9 protein-coding genes and 1 pseudogene are annotated in these 15,712 nt (G+C 66.8%); 2 read left to right on the forward strand and 8 right to left on the reverse strand.

The window, feature by feature from the left end; all coding sequences use genetic code 11:
• Positions 1-28: 28 nt before the first annotated feature.
• Positions 29-4,489: pseudogene (locus LK409_RS01965) on the reverse strand (BB0916 family autotransporter).
• Positions 4,490-4,821: 332 nt separating this feature from the next.
• On the opposite strand from LK409_RS01965, the gene LK409_RS01975 reads away from it, so the two are divergent.
• Positions 4,822-6,393, forward strand: a complete 1,572-nt coding sequence (locus LK409_RS01975; protein WP_010927702.1) for a winged helix-turn-helix domain-containing protein — start codon at positions 4,822-4,824, stop codon at positions 6,391-6,393.
• Positions 6,394-6,443: 50 nt separating this feature from the next.
• On the opposite strand, the gene LK409_RS01980 is transcribed toward LK409_RS01975, so the two are convergent.
• The 3 genes from LK409_RS01980 to LK409_RS01990 form a co-directional block, all read right to left on the reverse strand.
• A complete protein-coding gene (locus tag LK409_RS01980) occupies positions 6,444-7,448 on the reverse strand; it encodes a Bug family tripartite tricarboxylate transporter substrate binding protein (RefSeq protein ID WP_003808527.1) in 1,005 nt (334 codons plus the stop codon).
• Positions 7,449-7,820: 372 nt separating this feature from the next.
• Positions 7,821-8,561, reverse strand: coding sequence for a TetR/AcrR family transcriptional regulator (locus LK409_RS01985; RefSeq protein ID WP_003808529.1), 741 nt, complete (start codon positions 8,559-8,561; stop codon positions 7,821-7,823).
• A 226-nt stretch (positions 8,562-8,787) separates the two neighbouring features.
• Entirely contained in the window at positions 8,788-9,735 is a 948-nt protein-coding gene (locus LK409_RS01990; RefSeq protein WP_010927703.1) for a hypothetical protein, read from the reverse strand.
• A gap of 216 nt (positions 9,736-9,951) precedes the next feature.
• Here LK409_RS01990 and LK409_RS01995 point away from each other — a divergent pair, with 216 nt between their 5' ends.
• On the forward strand, positions 9,952-11,127 hold the full coding sequence (locus LK409_RS01995; protein ID WP_003808533.1) for an MFS transporter: 1,176 nt from the start codon (positions 9,952-9,954) through the stop codon (positions 11,125-11,127).
• Positions 11,128-11,173: 46 nt separating this feature from the next.
• On the opposite strand, the gene LK409_RS02000 is transcribed toward LK409_RS01995, so the two are convergent.
• The 4 genes from LK409_RS02000 to LK409_RS02015 all read right to left on the reverse strand — a co-directional run bounded on the left by LK409_RS02000 (position 11,174) and on the right by LK409_RS02015 (position 15,599).
• On the reverse strand, positions 11,174-11,884 hold the full coding sequence (locus LK409_RS02000; protein ID WP_041937115.1) for a GntR family transcriptional regulator: 711 nt from the start codon (positions 11,882-11,884) through the stop codon (positions 11,174-11,176).
• A gap of 71 nt (positions 11,885-11,955) precedes the next feature.
• Positions 11,956-13,617 carry a thiamine pyrophosphate-binding protein gene (locus tag LK409_RS02005; protein WP_041937116.1) on the reverse strand — a complete coding sequence of 554 codons (1,662 nt, stop codon included), beginning with the start codon at positions 13,615-13,617 and terminating at the stop codon, positions 11,956-11,958.
• A 53-nt stretch (positions 13,618-13,670) separates the two neighbouring features.
• Positions 13,671-14,636 (reverse strand): tripartite tricarboxylate transporter substrate binding protein, encoded by a 966-nt coding sequence (locus LK409_RS02010; protein WP_003808538.1) that lies wholly within the window; start codon positions 14,634-14,636, stop codon positions 13,671-13,673.
• Between the two features lie 54 nt (positions 14,637-14,690).
• Positions 14,691-15,599 carry a TauD/TfdA dioxygenase family protein gene (locus tag LK409_RS02015; RefSeq protein WP_041937117.1) on the reverse strand — a complete coding sequence of 303 codons (909 nt, stop codon included), beginning with the start codon at positions 15,597-15,599 and terminating at the stop codon, positions 14,691-14,693.
• Positions 15,600-15,712: the final 113 nt, after the last annotated feature.

The following is a 15,712-nucleotide window of genomic DNA, read 5'->3' on the forward strand; positions in this document are numbered from 1 at the left end:
CTGCGCATCCCGTTCGCTCATAGGCATCCTAGAACCGGATGCTCAGGTCGGCCCTTACTCCATGGTCTTGCGCCGAGCCGGCGATCTGGCCGGCGTAGCTCAGTCCGAAGCGGGTGTTGCGCGCCACCGCCAGGTCCACGCCCAGTTCGATCACCGCGCTGTCCTGGGCGATGGGCGCGCCGGCCACGGTAAAGGCGTCGCCCGCCGAGAACGCATGACGTGCCTGGGGCGTGGTGTCGCCCATGGCGTGGCGCCATCCCGCCGTGGCGCGCACCGTTCCCTGTGCCGCCCCGCTGCCGAGCGCGTGTTCGGCGCGCAGCCCCAGCGTGCTGAAGGTGGTTTCCGTGTTGGCGCTGCCCGTTGTCAGCGCGGCGGCGCCGCCGCTTTCGCGGTAGCCATCGGTATGCAGGCGCACGTAGGCCAGGCTGGCGAACGGCTCCAGGCGCGTTGTGTCGTTCAGTTCGATGCCGTAGCCCAGTTCGCCGAAGGCCTGGAAGGTGCCGCCGCCATAGTCGGCCCGCAGGCTGTCGCTCAGTCCCGGGATGTCCACCGAGCGCCGGGTGCGGATGTCGTGCCAGGAGTAGGCCAGGCCAGTGCGCACGCCCAGGGCGCCCGATTGGGTGCCGCCGTACAGGCCAAGGTGGTAGTTGTCGCTGCGGCCCGAGGAGGCCCGGTCGCGCGCCTTGGCGTCCGTCTGGCTGTACCCGGCCAGGGCGCCCACCCGCCAGTTGCCCATCAGCCGATCCGCGCCGATCAGCACCCCGCCGACGTTGCGCTCGAGGCGGGCGGCGTTGCCGTCGCTGTCGGTCGAACCCCAGGAGCCGAACGCCTGCGACCAGGCCGCCGGGCCGTCATGGGTCGCCGCAACGGCGGTCGGCGCGCCGTCCGCGGCGCGCGCACTCACGGCGGCCGTGGACGCCCCGGGCGCCGCAAAGGCTGCCCGCACGCGGTCCTTGGCGGCATCGCGCACAAAGCGGCTGTCCTCGATCAAGGCCGTCTTGGCCGAGGCGTGGATTTCGCCCGAGAGTGCGTCCAGGCTGGCGCGCACCAGGGGCGCGTCATCGGGCAGTTGCGCAACCGCGTCGTAGACCGCATGGCCGGCGGCCACGCCGATGCTGTCTATGCCCTGGGCCGTGGCGTACTGGTTGTCCGTCAACGCCATCGAGGCGAAGCTGCGGTCGTTGCGCGCCAGCGCCAGGCCGACCGTACCCGCGCCGTAGTCGTAGCGCAGTTCGGGCGTCAGGAAGGCGAAGTCGGAGGAGACGGTATCGAACCGGCCCGATAGCGCGCCGCCGGTCGTGAGCAGCGTATAGGTCGAGCGCAGCTGGTACTGCCCGGTGGCGCCGACGTGGGCGACCGCGCCGCCCTGGATCGTGGTATTGCCCGTGACGGCCACCTGGTCGCTGCGCGTGCCTTGTGGGTCGACTTCCACTTCGAAGCGCGACCCCTTGTCGAGGACGAGGTCGCCGTTTACCGTCAGCGTGCCGACGGAGTTGCCCGGCGCCAGCGTGCCGCCCGAGGCCACCGTCACCTGCGAGCCCGCGCCCGAGCCGACCGTGCCGGAGCCGCCGAGGGTCGCGCCGGCTTGCACATCGAGCGAGCCGCCCAGGACGCCGCCGCCATGGCGATCGCCGACGCGCAGCGTGCCGGCACTGACCGTGGCGTGCCCGGTAAAGCTGGCGCTGTCGCCGGTCAGCAGCAGGCTGCCGGCGCCTTGTTTATGGAATCGGCCCGTACCGCTCAAGGCCCCCGCATAGGCGGCGGCCTGCGCGTCGTCCAGCACAAAGATCCCGTTCGCGCCGATGGCCACGTCGCCCGCGAAGCGGCTGCCGGCGCTGCGTAGCGGCCCGGTATCGACCGCCCAGTCCTGGGCATTGCGGCCAGCCAGGGCCAGTGAGCCGGCGCCGAGTTTGCGCATCAGGCCGGAGCCCGAGATGTCCCCGGCGAACACGCCGCCCGTCGCTTGCTGGAACGCCACCTCGCCGTCGTTGGCGATATTCCCGCGGATCGAGGCGGTATCTCCGATGAGCACGCCTTGGCGCACCCGCGTTCCGCCGGCGTAGAGGTTGGCTCCAGCCAGGCGCAGCGTCCCGGTGCCGGTCTTGACCAGGGCGCCAGTGCCGCCGATCGGCCCGGTGGCCGCCAGCGTGGTGCCGGCGGCGACATCGAAGCCCCCGTTGCCGGCCAGGGTGATGTTCCGGCCGATGGCCATGTCGGCTGTCGTGGCCAGCGTGCCGCCGCTCAGCAGGATCCCGGCGCCCGTTGCGCCCAGGTTCCTGTCCGAAGCAATGGAGACCGCGCCGCCCAGGATGTGCGTGCTGCCTTGATAGCTGTTGTTCCCCGAGAGCACCAGCGTGCCGGCGTCGGTCTTGGTGATTCCGCCGCTGCCGGTAATCTCCGTGGAGATCTCGGCGCTGTTGGCCAGTACGCGGATTTCGGCATTGCCGTCGCCGCGCTCGGAGCCGTCGATCACGAGCTGGCCCGAACCTTCGAGTCGGTAGCCGTCATCGACGAATTGCAGGCCCTTGAATTGCTGCATGCCTGCGACCGTGATCGTGCCGCCACCGAAGCCGCCCGGCTGATTCTTGAACACGGCTTGGTTGCCCGCCCAGCCGGCCGCAACCTCGCCGTTCCGGTTCAGCCACTGTGCGTTCGCGCTGTTCCAGGCGCCATCCCCCCCCTGCCAGTGTTGCAGCGTGTCGTGTCCGAGCGCGGCGATGAACAGATCGACATTGCCGCCGCCGGCCTGGATCTCGAAGTGCGCCGGATCCGAGAAAACCGGTGTCGAGCCGATCGACAGTCCAGTGCCGGAAAGCGTGCCGCCATAGGTCATCAACCGGTAGTAGCCCAGGCCCGGTACGCCATCCTGGGCGGTATCGCTGCTTGACCTGAGGTTGAGCGCGCCGTTGAGCGTCAGATTGCCTGTGACGTTGACGCGGCTGCCGATGCCGGATGCCGGGTCGCTGGATGTACCGGGGCCGCCCAGCTGATAATCGAGGATGGAGCCGTCATGCAGGGTCAGGTCGCCGTTGACCGTCAACGTGCCGATGGAAGATTGGCCCGGGGAGAGAGTGCTGCCGTGCTGGATGCTCGTATTGCCGACCGTGCCCGAGCCGCTGAGTCTCGAAGCGCCACCGATGTCAATGATGGCCTCGAGAGTACCGTTCACTTGCAGGGTGCTTTGGCCGGTGACGAACGCAGTGGGGAGGGCGTTATGGGCACCGTTCAGGATCACCGTTCCTGTCGGACCGCTGCTTATTTTCACGCCAGCCCGACCATTGATGCTCCCTTCCAGGGTCAACGAGCTGGTGGTGGAAATGGTGCCGCTCCCATCGATCCAGGTGTCGGCGTAAAGGGTGAGCGGGGCCGTCGCCTCCAGCGTCCCCCCGTTGAGGGTCAGGGGGCCGGTACCCAGGTTCCCGCTTTGCGCAATGCGCAGTGTGCCTGCTTCGATCACCGTCCCGCCAGCGTAGGTGTTGACGCCTGAGAGCGTCAGGCTGCCTGGGCCGGTTTTCGTCAGTGCGCCGCTGCCGGAGACGATGCCTTGCTGCGTCAACGAGGCGCCGCTGGCGACGTCGAAGGCACCGTTGCCCGCGCCAAGCGCCGTGGCGCGGTTCATGGTGATGAAGCCCGTTGTCCGCAGCGTGCCGCCGTTGAAAACCAGGGCGCCATTGGGATTGCCCAGGTTGGCGTTAGCCGAGATGCCGAGCACGCCCGCATCGAGTGTCGTGCCGCCGGTGTAGGTGTTCCCGCCGACGAGCGTGGTGGCGCCGACGCCGGCGTGGACGACCGCGACGTTCTGCAAAATGGCGGGGGCAAATTCGTAGTCGCCGGCACTATGGTTGAAGATCAATTGTCCCGTGACGTTGTCGTCCGGCGTGGCCCAGACGTACGGGCTATCGAGTGTGCCGGGCGCATTGCTGATCTCCAACCTGCCGCCGTCAAGCGCCAGGCCTTGGGTGCCCGTGCGCAGGGTTCCTCCGCCGCGCAGCAGGACTGCTCCGTTGTGCTATACACGGAAGTTTCCGTAGCCGCCGGTCACGGTGCCGCCGTCGATGGTCAAGGTAGAAATGGCGGAACTGCCGCGGTCATTGCCGATAGAGGTCTGATTGCCTACTGTCAGGCTGCCGGCGCTGCGCACGATCAGATGGCCGATCTCCGATGGAAGCGTTCCCAGGCCCAGGATCAGGTGCTCGGCACGCGCTGCGTCATGGATCTCTGCTGTGCCGCCGTTGCGGATGGACACGGTCGTGGCTGCGTCGGGTACGGCGCCTGGCGTCCAGTTCGCTGCCGCGGACCAGTTTCCTTCGTCGACCGCCCATTCGGCGGCAGAGACGGCGCCTGATGTAAACGCCAGCGCCTGCGTCGCCATGAAAATCGTCGCCCGTTTGCGTGCCGACCCGCTTTTTCCCCGGCCTTTCGCCGTTTCCGGAGCCGCCTGCATGACGCCTTGCGCGCGGTTGAATACGAGGCGGTGGTTGCGGTTCATACGTGTCCTTGCCGGCTGGGATGGGAGCCTCGGCGCCAGGGCAGGAGGCATGCGCAATGCGCGTATGTATGTCTGCTTTCTACGTGCGCAAGCAGATGATTCATTGCGCCGGAACTCTATCAAAACACTCTCGCACCAATATTTGGTTGAGGCGGTGGCCGGTGCTTTTCGCGATTTATTGCGCGGAAAGGAACAAAACGCTCCAAAACCAACCCGCATGGCCGGCGCCAGCGTCGCGGCCTCAAGTGTTAAATTTCGGCGAACCTGCGGAAAACCACATCCAGCCAGGCGAGCGCACGTCCCGCTGTTTCGTACCTTGCCGAGCCCTCGATATGTCCATACCGTCCGTGCGCTATGCCGATCTTGTCTTCCAGCCCGATTTGCGCGCCGCCACGCGGGACGACGGCGCCAAGCTGAGCCTGACCCGGCAAGAGCGCGCCCTGATCCTGCAGTTGACCGAGCGGCCGCATCAACTCATCACGCGGCAGCAACTGCTGGAGGGCCTGGGCGATCTGGCGGGCGAGCTGAGCGAGCGCAATATCGATTACCTGGTCAACCGGCTGCGCAAGCGGCTGGGAGACAATGCCCGCACGCCGCGCTTTATCGCCACGCAGTATGGTGAAGGCTATATATGGGTGGCGGACCCGATCGCGGTCGCGCCGGTGTCGGCCTTCCTGCTGATCGGCCCGGTTTATGGCCTGGGCGAAAACGAACAGGCCGCCGCCGTCGTGAAGCGCCTCGGCGGCCACATCGGCCAGGCGCTGCACGGCAGCCGCAAGGTGCTGTGCCTGCCGCAATGGCGGTTCGAGCCGGAGACGGCAAGCCATATCGCCCATAGCCTGGAAATCAGCCTGTGGCCCGAAGACGGCCAGCTGCATATGGCGCTGGTGCTCAAGGACGGCCGCAGCAACACGCCGATCAGGCCGTTTCGCTTGACCGTGCCCCTGGCGGGGGAAAACGCCGAACTCGCTGCCTTCGCGCAATCGCTGGCCGATGCCATCTGGGCGCATGCCGCGCTGCCCGGCGGAGAACCGCCCAACCCGACCGACCGGCCCTTGTTGCTGCGCCTGCACGATGCAGCCGTCCTGGTCACGGGCGATATCGAAAGCTGGCGCCACAATGCGCAGCGGCTGCGCGCGGCCCAAGCGGACAATCCGGACGACCCCGCGTTGGCGGTGCTGCTGGCGCTGAACCGCTATACCGAGCTGATCCAGGGGCCGCTATCGCCGGATACGCCGCCGCTGACCGATGTGCAATGGCGCGGCATTGAAGACGATATCGAGCAATTGGCGCTCGGCGCCTTGGCAAAGGCCCGAAGCGAACCGATGCTGTTGCTGGGCATCGCAAAGGTGCTGTGCTTCATCGATCGGGGCTACCTGAAGCTGGCCGCCACGCTGACCGAGGAGGCCTTCGAAGCCAGCACGGCCTTTGCCGCCGCCTTCACCATGAAAGCGCTCACTCTGGCCTGCCAAGGGGAGATCGACCGCGCGGTCGATCTCTACGATCGGGCGATCGAGCTCGCCGAGACGGGGTCCCAGTTTCATATCTATCTCTTGATCCTCAAGGGCAGCGCATTGCTGGCCGCCGACCGGCGCGGCGAGGTGGCCCAGATGGTCGCCGAACTGTCCGCGCTCGATCCTGCGAGCCGGGGATGGGTCGGCTTGATCTTTCTTTCTCCCAAGTCCAAGCGTACGCCGCCGGCGCTCGCCATGATCCCCAAGGAAGCGGGCCGGCGCATGCTCACCTACCTGCACCGGACCACCGCGCGGCAATTCGAGCGCCGGCATCATCAGAAGAACGTCCTGCATGGCCTGGCCATTCATCTGGCCCGCGTCCACGGCGCGGATGTCATTCCATCGCCGCTGCGGGAATACTTTCCGAAGCGCTTCGCCGACGCGTCATGAAAAAGGCCGCCAAGCGCGGCGCCGGCGGCGCGCCGGCCGGGAGCGCTCGCCTATTGCCTGGCCCCGATATCGTCGACGATTTTCTGCCACTTGGCTTCCTCGGCTTCCAGGAACTGGCCCAGTCCCTCGGGCGAGGACGGGCGCAACTCCACGCCCATGGTCACCATCTGCGACATGAACTCCGGATTGCGCAGGACCGCCTGGGTGCTTTGGTTCAAGCGCTTGACCACGTCGGCGGGAACGCCCGGCGGGGCCAGCAATGCATACCAGATGCTGCTGGTGACGTTGGGCAGGCCGGCATCGTTGGCGGTGGACAGGTTCGGCATGAAGTCCGGCATGCCGGCCTCCCGCGTCGTGGGCAGGTCGGGCATGAGCGTACTGCGCCCGGCGCTGGTGACCGCCAGGGCGCGAACCTTGCCTGATTGGACCAGCGGCGCCAGATGGCCCACCGTGCTCAGCAACAGCTGTATTTCGCCGCTCATGAGGGCAACGCTGGCAGGAGCCGCTCCCTTGTAGGGGATGCGTTGCATGTCCAGGCCCGCGGCGCGCAGCATGTATGCTGTTTCGAGATAGGTATTGCTGGCCGACGTTCCGTAGTTCAATTGCCCGCCGTGCGCCTTGGCATAGTCGATGAATTCCTGCAGGGTCCTGGTCGGCAGCATCGGGGCAATGGCGATCGCGACCGGCGCCTCGCCGATCATGGAAATCGGCGTGACGTCATCGCGGACCTTGAATTTCGCCTCGCTGAACAGGCTTGGGTTGACCGCGTGCGTCGATGTGGCCAGGTATATGGTGTAGCCGTCCGGCTTTGCGTTCTTGATGGCCTGGGAGGCCAGCAGGCTGTCGGCGCCGGGGCGATTCTCGACCACGATCGGCACGCCGATCTCGGCGTTCAGGTATTTCGCGAACGCGCGCGTCAACACGTCGGAGCCGCCGCCGGCGGCAAACCCCACCACCAGGCTGATCGGCTTGCTCGGATAGCTGTCGGCGGACGCGTGCAGCGGCAGCAGGGCACTGATTGCGGCCGCGGCTGCGGCAAGTATTCTCCTGTACATCGCCATCTCCTCTGTTCCCGGATGAAGGATCCAATCGCAGCTTGAGTCGCCGGTACGGCAGGGGCGTTCCCAGCTTGCGGATAGGGCGCTTCGATTGCTTGAATAGTCATATGAGCGCGAAGTGAATTTATCATGAAATTGAATGGTTAATCATTCAATTTCATGGCCAGGGCCCGGCCGCCACAGGCATGGGCAGTTGCCTGGGTGGGCTTTCATAGGGGAAAGAGCCTCGCGCGGCGATTTGCGGCCGTGATGGAGGCGGTGCTGTATGAGTATTGAATGGCTAACCATTCATGTCGTGTGGCCCGGCCTGGTGGTCCGGGCGGGAGGGGCGGGAGGGCCGGGCCGGACTGTGGCGTCCGGCGGCCAGGCTCAGGCGGCGCGGCCGCGCCGTGCGCGCTTCTTCGGTTCCGTGCCCGCCGCGCGGGAGGCGCCGTCGTCCGATTCGCCGGCGAGATGGACGGGCCGGAGTTCGCCGGCCCGGCGCAGTTCTTCATATCGGCTGCTGCCGCGCGGCAGCAGCAGGTCTTTCCAGGCGGCATGGATCGCCTGGTCGAGATACTCATCCAGCGTGACGATGCGACGCAAGCGCCAATGCTTCAGGGGCCATGCATGCGCCGCAATGATGATGCGGTACACCAGCAGCTCCACGTTGGTGGGCGCCAGGTAGCCCGCGCGTATGCAATCCGTGGCGCATGCTTCGATAAGCCTGTTGGTGTCGAGTTCGAGCTGCTTCATCTGCTCGATGTATTCGGGCTTGAGAGACTTGGTCTCGCGGTAGGTCAGCAGCACGGCTTGCTGGTTGGCGGCCATGACGCGCGTGTAGGCATCGATGGCGCGGTACAGGCGCGCGATGGGATCTTCGACGCCCAGCAAGGCCGACGGCACTTCTTCCTTGTTGCGCTGGACGATGTGCTGCAGCGCCAGGAACAGCAGGTCCTGCTTGTCCGGCACGTACTGGTACATCAGGCCGGCGCTGACGCCAGCCTCCTGCGCGATGTCCTTGACCGTGGCGGCGTGGTACCCCATGCGCGAAAACAGCTTGATCGCGGCTTTTACCAGTTGCGCGCGGCGTCGTGTTACCAGGGAGGAGTCGTCGACGGAATGGGGCATGTTGGGGTGGGGCTCCTGCGGCGCCGCCGTGGGCGCCGCGGTGGACTGACGGCCTGCAGTGGTGGCCTGGCCGCTGACAACAACGGCCGCCGGGTCTGCATTATGGAGCCATGTTCGCCCCGCCGCCAAGCCGGGCGGGGCTGGGCCATGGCCCTGGCGTATTGTCGCTGCGCCCGGTTCGGACCGGGGCGCCGCCTGCAGGCAGGCCGTTGCAGGCGACCTGCGCCTACCTGATCTCCGAATCCACCGCGAATACCGCCTGCGAGCGGTAGCGCTGGATGACGTCGGGCAGGGATTCGCTGCCGCCGCCCTTGCGGATCAGCCAGTAGTTGATGGCGGCCATGCCGACCAGGAACTCCTTGCATTGCTGCCTGGCGTCGATGATGGCGGAATAGGCGAGATAGATGACCTGGGCCTGCATGCGGGCCGGGGCCTTGTAGAAGCCGCCGATGACGTTGGAGACGACGCGCATGAGCAGGTCCTTCTCGCCTTCGAAATCGCCTTTGTCCACGCATGTCCAGTAAGCCTCTTCCTTGCCGCTGGGCACGAAGCTGTCCACCCATTGGCGGTAGTCCTTGTCGGCGACGATGGACATGGCCATGCGCTGCAGCGCTTCGTGGTCGGCCTGCTCGAGCGGATGCGCGGCGCAGAAGTCGCACAGGGCGCGCACTTCCTTGAACAGCGACTCGTGGCCCCGGCCGATATTGTTGTAGCTGTCCATCAGGCGCTGCAGGTTGCGGCGGAATTCCTGGATCTGCGATTCGCCGCCTTCGATGCTGTCGAGCAGGGGATAGATCTGGTAGTTGTAGGCGCAGATCGCGTTGATGTAGTCGCTGATGGCCTGCGTGGTGTTGGCCATGGCGTCCATCAGTACGTTGGCCCGCTTGGGGTCGAGTTCCAGCGATTTTTCCAGGCGCTCCAGGCCGCGGCTGACGGAGGCCTGCAGGGGGACGGTGTGCCGGACGATTTCCTTGACGTAGGCCGTCGACAGGTTGCCGAGCGCCGATTGGAATTCGTCGACGGTTACGGCGCGCACGGATTCGTCGAGCTGCCGGCGCTTGGTTTCCCGGGTCTTGAGGCGCTGGTTGATCAGGAAGGTGATGGCCGAGGCCAGAATCGCCAGGCTGGTGGCGACGTCGACACCGAATTGAATTTTCGACAAATCCATCTGCAAGAATTCCCGTTTTTATTTCACAATGTAAACAATATCAACATATCACGTTTTTATTTCGCTCAATGAAAAAGGGGCGTCCGGACTTGCCTGTTACCAACTGGTCCGCCGGGGCCGTGCTGGCCGCTGGGGGCGGGATGGATAATTACCACTGGTAATATCCATATATCCGAATCCGCATATTCCGCCTGCGCGCAATCGCAGGGCACGCCGCTCAATATGAATCGCAATCTCTGGCTGTTGTCGGTCCTGCAGGGCCTGTTCCTTACCAATAACGTTACTTTCATCGCCATCAATGGCCTGGTCGGGTTCGCGCTCGCGCCGTACGGCTGGATGGCGACGCTTCCGGTCATGGGTTATGTGGTCGGGGGGGCGCTGTGCACGGGGCCGGTCGCGTGGACGCAGAAGCGCTACGGCCGCAAGGGCAGCTTCATGCTGGGGCTGCTGGTGGCGGCCGGTTCGGCGCTGCTGTGCGCTTTCGCGGCCTATATAGGCAATTTCTGGTTGCTGTGCGCCGCGACCGCGATCGCGGGCTATTACTCGGCCAACGGGCAGCTTTACCGGTTCGCGTCGGCGGAGCTGGCCGCGCCCGGCGCGCGCGAGAAGGCGGTGTCGCTGGTGATGGCGGGCGGCCTGCTGGGGGCGGTGGTGGGGCCCAACCTGGCTTCGTTCACCAAGGAATTGTTCGTCACGCCGTTCCTGGGCGCGTATCTGGCGCTGGCCGTGGTGGCGCTGCTGGCGATGGCGGTGCTGGCGCGCATCGAGTTTCCGGAGGTGGCGCAGCGCGCCAGCGCGAATGGTGGGCGGCCGTTGTCTGTGATTGCGCGCCAGCCCGCGTTCATCGTGGCCACCGGGGCCGGCGCGCTCGGCTACGGGGTGATGAACCTGCTGATGGCGGCCACGCCGTTGGCGATGCAGCACCATGGCCTGCCGTTCGCGGATGCCGCGTTCGTGCTGGAGTGGCATGTCATCGGGATGTTCGCGCCCGGCTTTTTTACCGGCCATCTCATCAAGCGTTTCGGCGTGCTGCCCATCATGGGCTGGGGCGCCGCGCTCAATCTGGTCTGCATCGGCGTGGCCCTTTCCGGGGTGGAGCTGCACCATTTCACGGTGTCGCTGTTCCTGCTGGGGGTGGGGTGGAACTTCCTGTTCACCGGCAGCACGACGCTGTCGCTGTCGACCTATACGGCCGAGGAGAAAGACCGGGCGCAGGCCGCCATGAATTTCTGCGTGTTCGCGGTGATGGCGGTGACTTCGCTGACGTCCGGGATGCTGGTGACGACCCGGGGATGGACCGTGCTGAACGTGGGATCGCTGGTGCCGATGCTGATGATATGTGTGGGCCTGGCGTGGCTGGCGTGGCGCAAGGCCCCCAGCCGGGCGGCCGTGGGCTAGCGCCCGCGCCCGCCGGCCAGGCGGGTTGCTTCTGTGCGCGGCGCTTTCAGGAAGCGAGCTGTCCGCGCACGGCGCGGTAGGAGGCGCCCAGCAGCAGCTTGGCGCTTTCTTCGGCAGCGGCGGCATCGCGCGTGCACACTGCCTCGAGCAGGCGCTGCCAGTCGCCCACGGACTCGCGCCGGCGCTGCTGGCTCTGGAAGCTGAGCGACTTGCCGCGCACGGAGGTTTTCCAGAGCATCTGGTTGCTCAGGCCCTCGTACATCGTGCCCAGCTGTTTCCAGCCTACTGCCTGTATCAGCAATTGCTGGGTCTCGATGGAGACCTTCGCATAGGACGCCGGCGAGGTGGATGGCTTGTCGGCGAGCTGGCGCAGGCGTTCCACCTGTTGGCGCAGCTGCGCCAGGATTTCGTCGTCGCCATGTTCGGCCACCCGGCGCGCGGCCAGTCCGAGCAGCTGCGCGCGGATGCAGAAGATTTCTTCTATTTCATCGGCGCGGATATCGCGCACGCGCGCCCCGAAGCGGGGCACGCGTTCGATGACGCCGCGGCGCTCCAGGGTGCTGATGGCCTCGCGCACGGTGGTGCGGCTGACCGCGAATCGATCGGACAGCGTTTCTTCCTTCAGGCGTTCCCCCGGCTGCAGCACGCCGGTCTGGATCGACTGCATCAGCCGGTCGGCGACCTGTTCAGGCAGCGACTTCGACGTTCGTCCCAGGGGGAGTTCTTCTATATCGGCCGACTGTGGTTGGCGAGTCATTGAGGTGCGGTCAGGAAGAAAGGGCCATGATGGAGAGCGGATAGTATATCCCGCGCCCATGCGCGGATGCCTCATGCGGCAAGGGTCGGCAGGTCGCGGCGCGCCGAGATCGCGGCGGGGTCGGTGCGTATCTCGATGAGCGCGGCCCGGCCGCTGGCGCAGGCCCGTTCGAACGCCGCGGGGAAGTCGTCGTGGTGCGCCACGCGCTCGGCATGGGCGCCGTAGGCGCTGGCGAGCGCGACGAAGTCGGGGTTGCGCAGCGAGGTGCCCGACACGCGCCCGGGGTAATGCATTTCCTGGTGCATGCGGATGGTGCCGAACATGCCGTTGTTGACGACGATGAAGACCACGGCGGCGTCGTGCTGGATGGCGGTGGCCAGTTCCTGGCCGTTCATCATGAAGCAGCCGTCGCCGGCGAAGCAGACCACGGTGCGGGCCGGCGCCGCCAGCTTGGCGGCGATGGCGGCCGGCACGCCGTAGCCCATGGCGCCGTTGGTGGGCGCGAGTTGCCGGCGCTGCGGCGAATACTGGAAGTAGCGGTGCACCCAGCCGGCGTAGTTGCCGGCGCCGTTGGTCACGATGGCGTTCTGCGGCAAGTGCTGGTTGAGCCAATGCATGACCTGCGCCAGGTCGGTGTCGCGGCGGGACGGGGCGACAGCCAGGTCGGTCCGGTAGTCGTCCGCCAGCTCGCGCAGCCAGGCGTCGCAGCGGGCGGGCGGGTTGTCGCAGGCATCCAGTTGCGCCGCGAAGGCCTGCACGTCGGTCGCGATGGGCAGGTCGGCCGGATAGACGCGGCCCAGTTCCTGCGGATCGTGATGGACGTGGATCAAGGTCTGGCCGGGATGCTCCGGCGTGATGAGCGCGTAGCTGTCCGTGGTGGCGTCGGCCAGGCGCGCGCCGACGACCAGCAGCAGGTCGGCCTGCCGCACATGGCGCGCCAGGCTGGGCGCGATGCCCAGCCCGATGTGGCCGGCATAGCAGGGGTGGCGGTTGTCGAAGCGATCCTGGCGCCGGAACGCCGTGGCCACGGGCAGGCCGGCGCGCTCGGCATAGCGGGTGATGGCGGCGCTGGCCGCCTCGTTCCAGCCGCCGCCGCCGACGATCAGCAGCGGCCGCCGGGCCGCCGCCAGCAGTTCGTGCAGCCGCTTCATGTCGGCGCTGGTTGCGCAGGCGCGGGCGATGCGGTGGGGAACGCGGTCGGCGGCGTGCGCCGTCGCCCGCAGGACGTCCTCGGGCAGGGCCAGCACCACGGGCCCCGGCCGGCCCGACAGCGCGACCTGGTGCGCCCGATGGACGAATTCCGGGATGCGCTGCGCGTCGTCGATGCTGGCCACCCACTTGGCCATCTGGCCGTACATCCTGCGGTAGTCGATCTCCTGGAAGGCCTCCCGTTCGGCCACGTCGGCGCCCACCTGGCCGACGAACAGAATCATCGGTGTCGAGTCCTGGAAGGCGGTATGCACGCCTATGCTGGCGTTGGTGGCGCCCGGCCCGCGCGTCACGAAGCAGATGCCGGGCTTGCCGGTCAGCTTGCCATAGGCTTCGGCCATGAAGGCCGCGCCGCCCTCCTGGCGGCAGACAGTCAGCCGGATGGCCTGCGCATCGTCGCGCAGGGCGTCCAGCACGGGCAGATAGCTTTCGCCGGGCACGCAGAAGGCCTGGCCCACGCCGTGGACCTTCAACGCATCGACCAGGATACGGCCGCCGGTACGGGCGGCAAGAGTCGGATTCATGATTTTCTGGATGGGCAGTCTTGCGATAATCGGCACGGCAGTGGGGGCGGCCGTCAGTTGAGGTTGATGTGGGCGGTGCGGATGACCTTGCCCCATTTGTCGACTTCTTCCGCGATGTAGGCGTCGGCCTGCGCCGGCGTGCGTGCGACGGCCTCGCCGCCCAGCTTGGCCAGTTGCGCCACGAAGTCAGGGTCGGCGGAAATCTTCTTCAGGGCGTCGTTGTAGGCCTGCACCGTCGCGTCGGGCGTCTTGGCCGGCGCCAGCAGCGTGAACCATCCCAGCACTTCGAAATCCGGGTAGCCGCTTTCCGCCATGGTCGGCGTATCGGGCAGGAAGCGCGAGCGCGTCTTCGACGTGATGGCCAGCGGCCGGACCGTGCCCTGCTGGATGTGTGGCAGCATCACGGCGATGTTGTCGAACATCATGGGCACGCGTCCGGCGATCAGGTCGGGCAGGGCGGCCGCGCTGCCCTTGTAGGGCACATGCATGATGTCGACGCCGGCCTCGTCCTTGAACAATTCCGCCGCCAGGTGCTGGCCCGTGCCCGGGCTGGCGGACGCGAACTCCACCTTGCCCGGGTTGCGCTTCAGGTAATCGACGAAGTCGCGCAGGTTGGTGGCCTGCATGCCGGGATTGACGACCAGGACATAGGGCGTCACCGCGACCATGCCGACGGCGCGAAAGCTCTTGACGGTGTCGAACGACTGGTTGGTGTAGAGCGAGGCATTGGTGGCGTGGCTGCTGGGGGCGAACAGCAGCGTGCTGCCGTCCGGGTCGGCCTTGGCCACCGTCGCCGCGGCCAGGTTGCCGCTGGCGCCGGCGCGGTTCTCGACCACGACCGAGCGGCTCAGTTCGCCGCCCAGCCGTTGCGCCACCAGGCGCGCGATGACGTCGGTCGTGCCGCCGGGGGGAAAGCCGACCATCATGCGCAGGGGTTGCTGCGCGCAGGCCACGCCGGCCCACAGGGGCATGGCCACCAGGGCGAGCGCGAGCGCCGCCTTCTCGAATATCCGCTGCATGTCTTGTCTCCGTATATAAGTGTTGTATGGCGCGGTGCGCCGGCGTGCGCGTGGTCAGGACACGGCGGCGATCGCGCTGCGCGCGGCCTGCTCGTCCAGCGGGGCGTCCTCGATCACGTAGCCGGACGGCTCGCCCAGCATGGAGCAGCGCATCATGTGGCGCGGCTTGCTCTGGTCGAAATCCGGCAGCGCGATGTGCAAGGTGCAGCGGTTGTCCCACATCACGATGTCGTTCACGCTCCAACGGTGCCGGTAGACGAACTCCGGCGACGTGGCATGGCGGTTCAGGAAGTCCAGGATCGGACGGCTTTCTTCTTCGGTCATGCCGACGAACGTGCGGACCCGGTCGCTGACGAACAGGCATTTGCGGCCGGTTTCGGGATGGATGCGCACGACCGGATGGGCGATGGGCGGGTTGCGGCGCTTGAGCGCGGCGGTCTGCTCCGGATCGCGGCGGTCGAACCCCTTGATCAGGCTGATGTCGTGCACGGCGTGCAGGCCGTCGACGAAGCGCTTGAACGGCGCGCTGAGCGACTCGTAGGCCTGGTACATGTTGGCGAACATGGTGTCGCCGCCGACCGGGGGCTTTTCCTTGCACATCAGTACCGAGCCCTTGGCGGGCCGGTCGGTATAGCTGAGGTCGGAGTGCCAGTTGCGGCCGGTGTTGCGGGTTTGCAAAGGCTTGCCGTCGCGCGGCTTGTTCGTCACCAGCAGGACTTCGGGGTAATCGGGGTCGCGGTAATAGGGCACGCTGTCGTTGCGCTCGACGTCGCCGAAATGGCGCGTGAAATCGATCAGTTGCGGGGCGTTCAGGTCCTGGCCGGGGAAGACCAGCACCAGGTGTTCATGCCAGGCCGCGCGCAGCCTGGCCAGTTGTTCCGGCTGCAGCGCCTGCCGCAGGTCGATGCCCGATACCGCCGCGCCGGCCGCGTAGCCGAGCGGGCGAACCGTGATGTCGCTCATGTCTGTGTCTCCTCGGGCGGCCGGGGGAGGGCCGCGATGTCACGCGCCGGATTCACGCGTCCGGAAATCATAGTCCGTATCTTGCACATTGTCGACATCGACAAAAAACAATG

Origin of the sequence: Bordetella parapertussis (assembly GCF_020735925.1) — a bacterium.
Classification (GTDB): Bacteria; Pseudomonadota; Gammaproteobacteria; order Burkholderiales; family Burkholderiaceae_B; genus Bordetella; species Bordetella pertussis.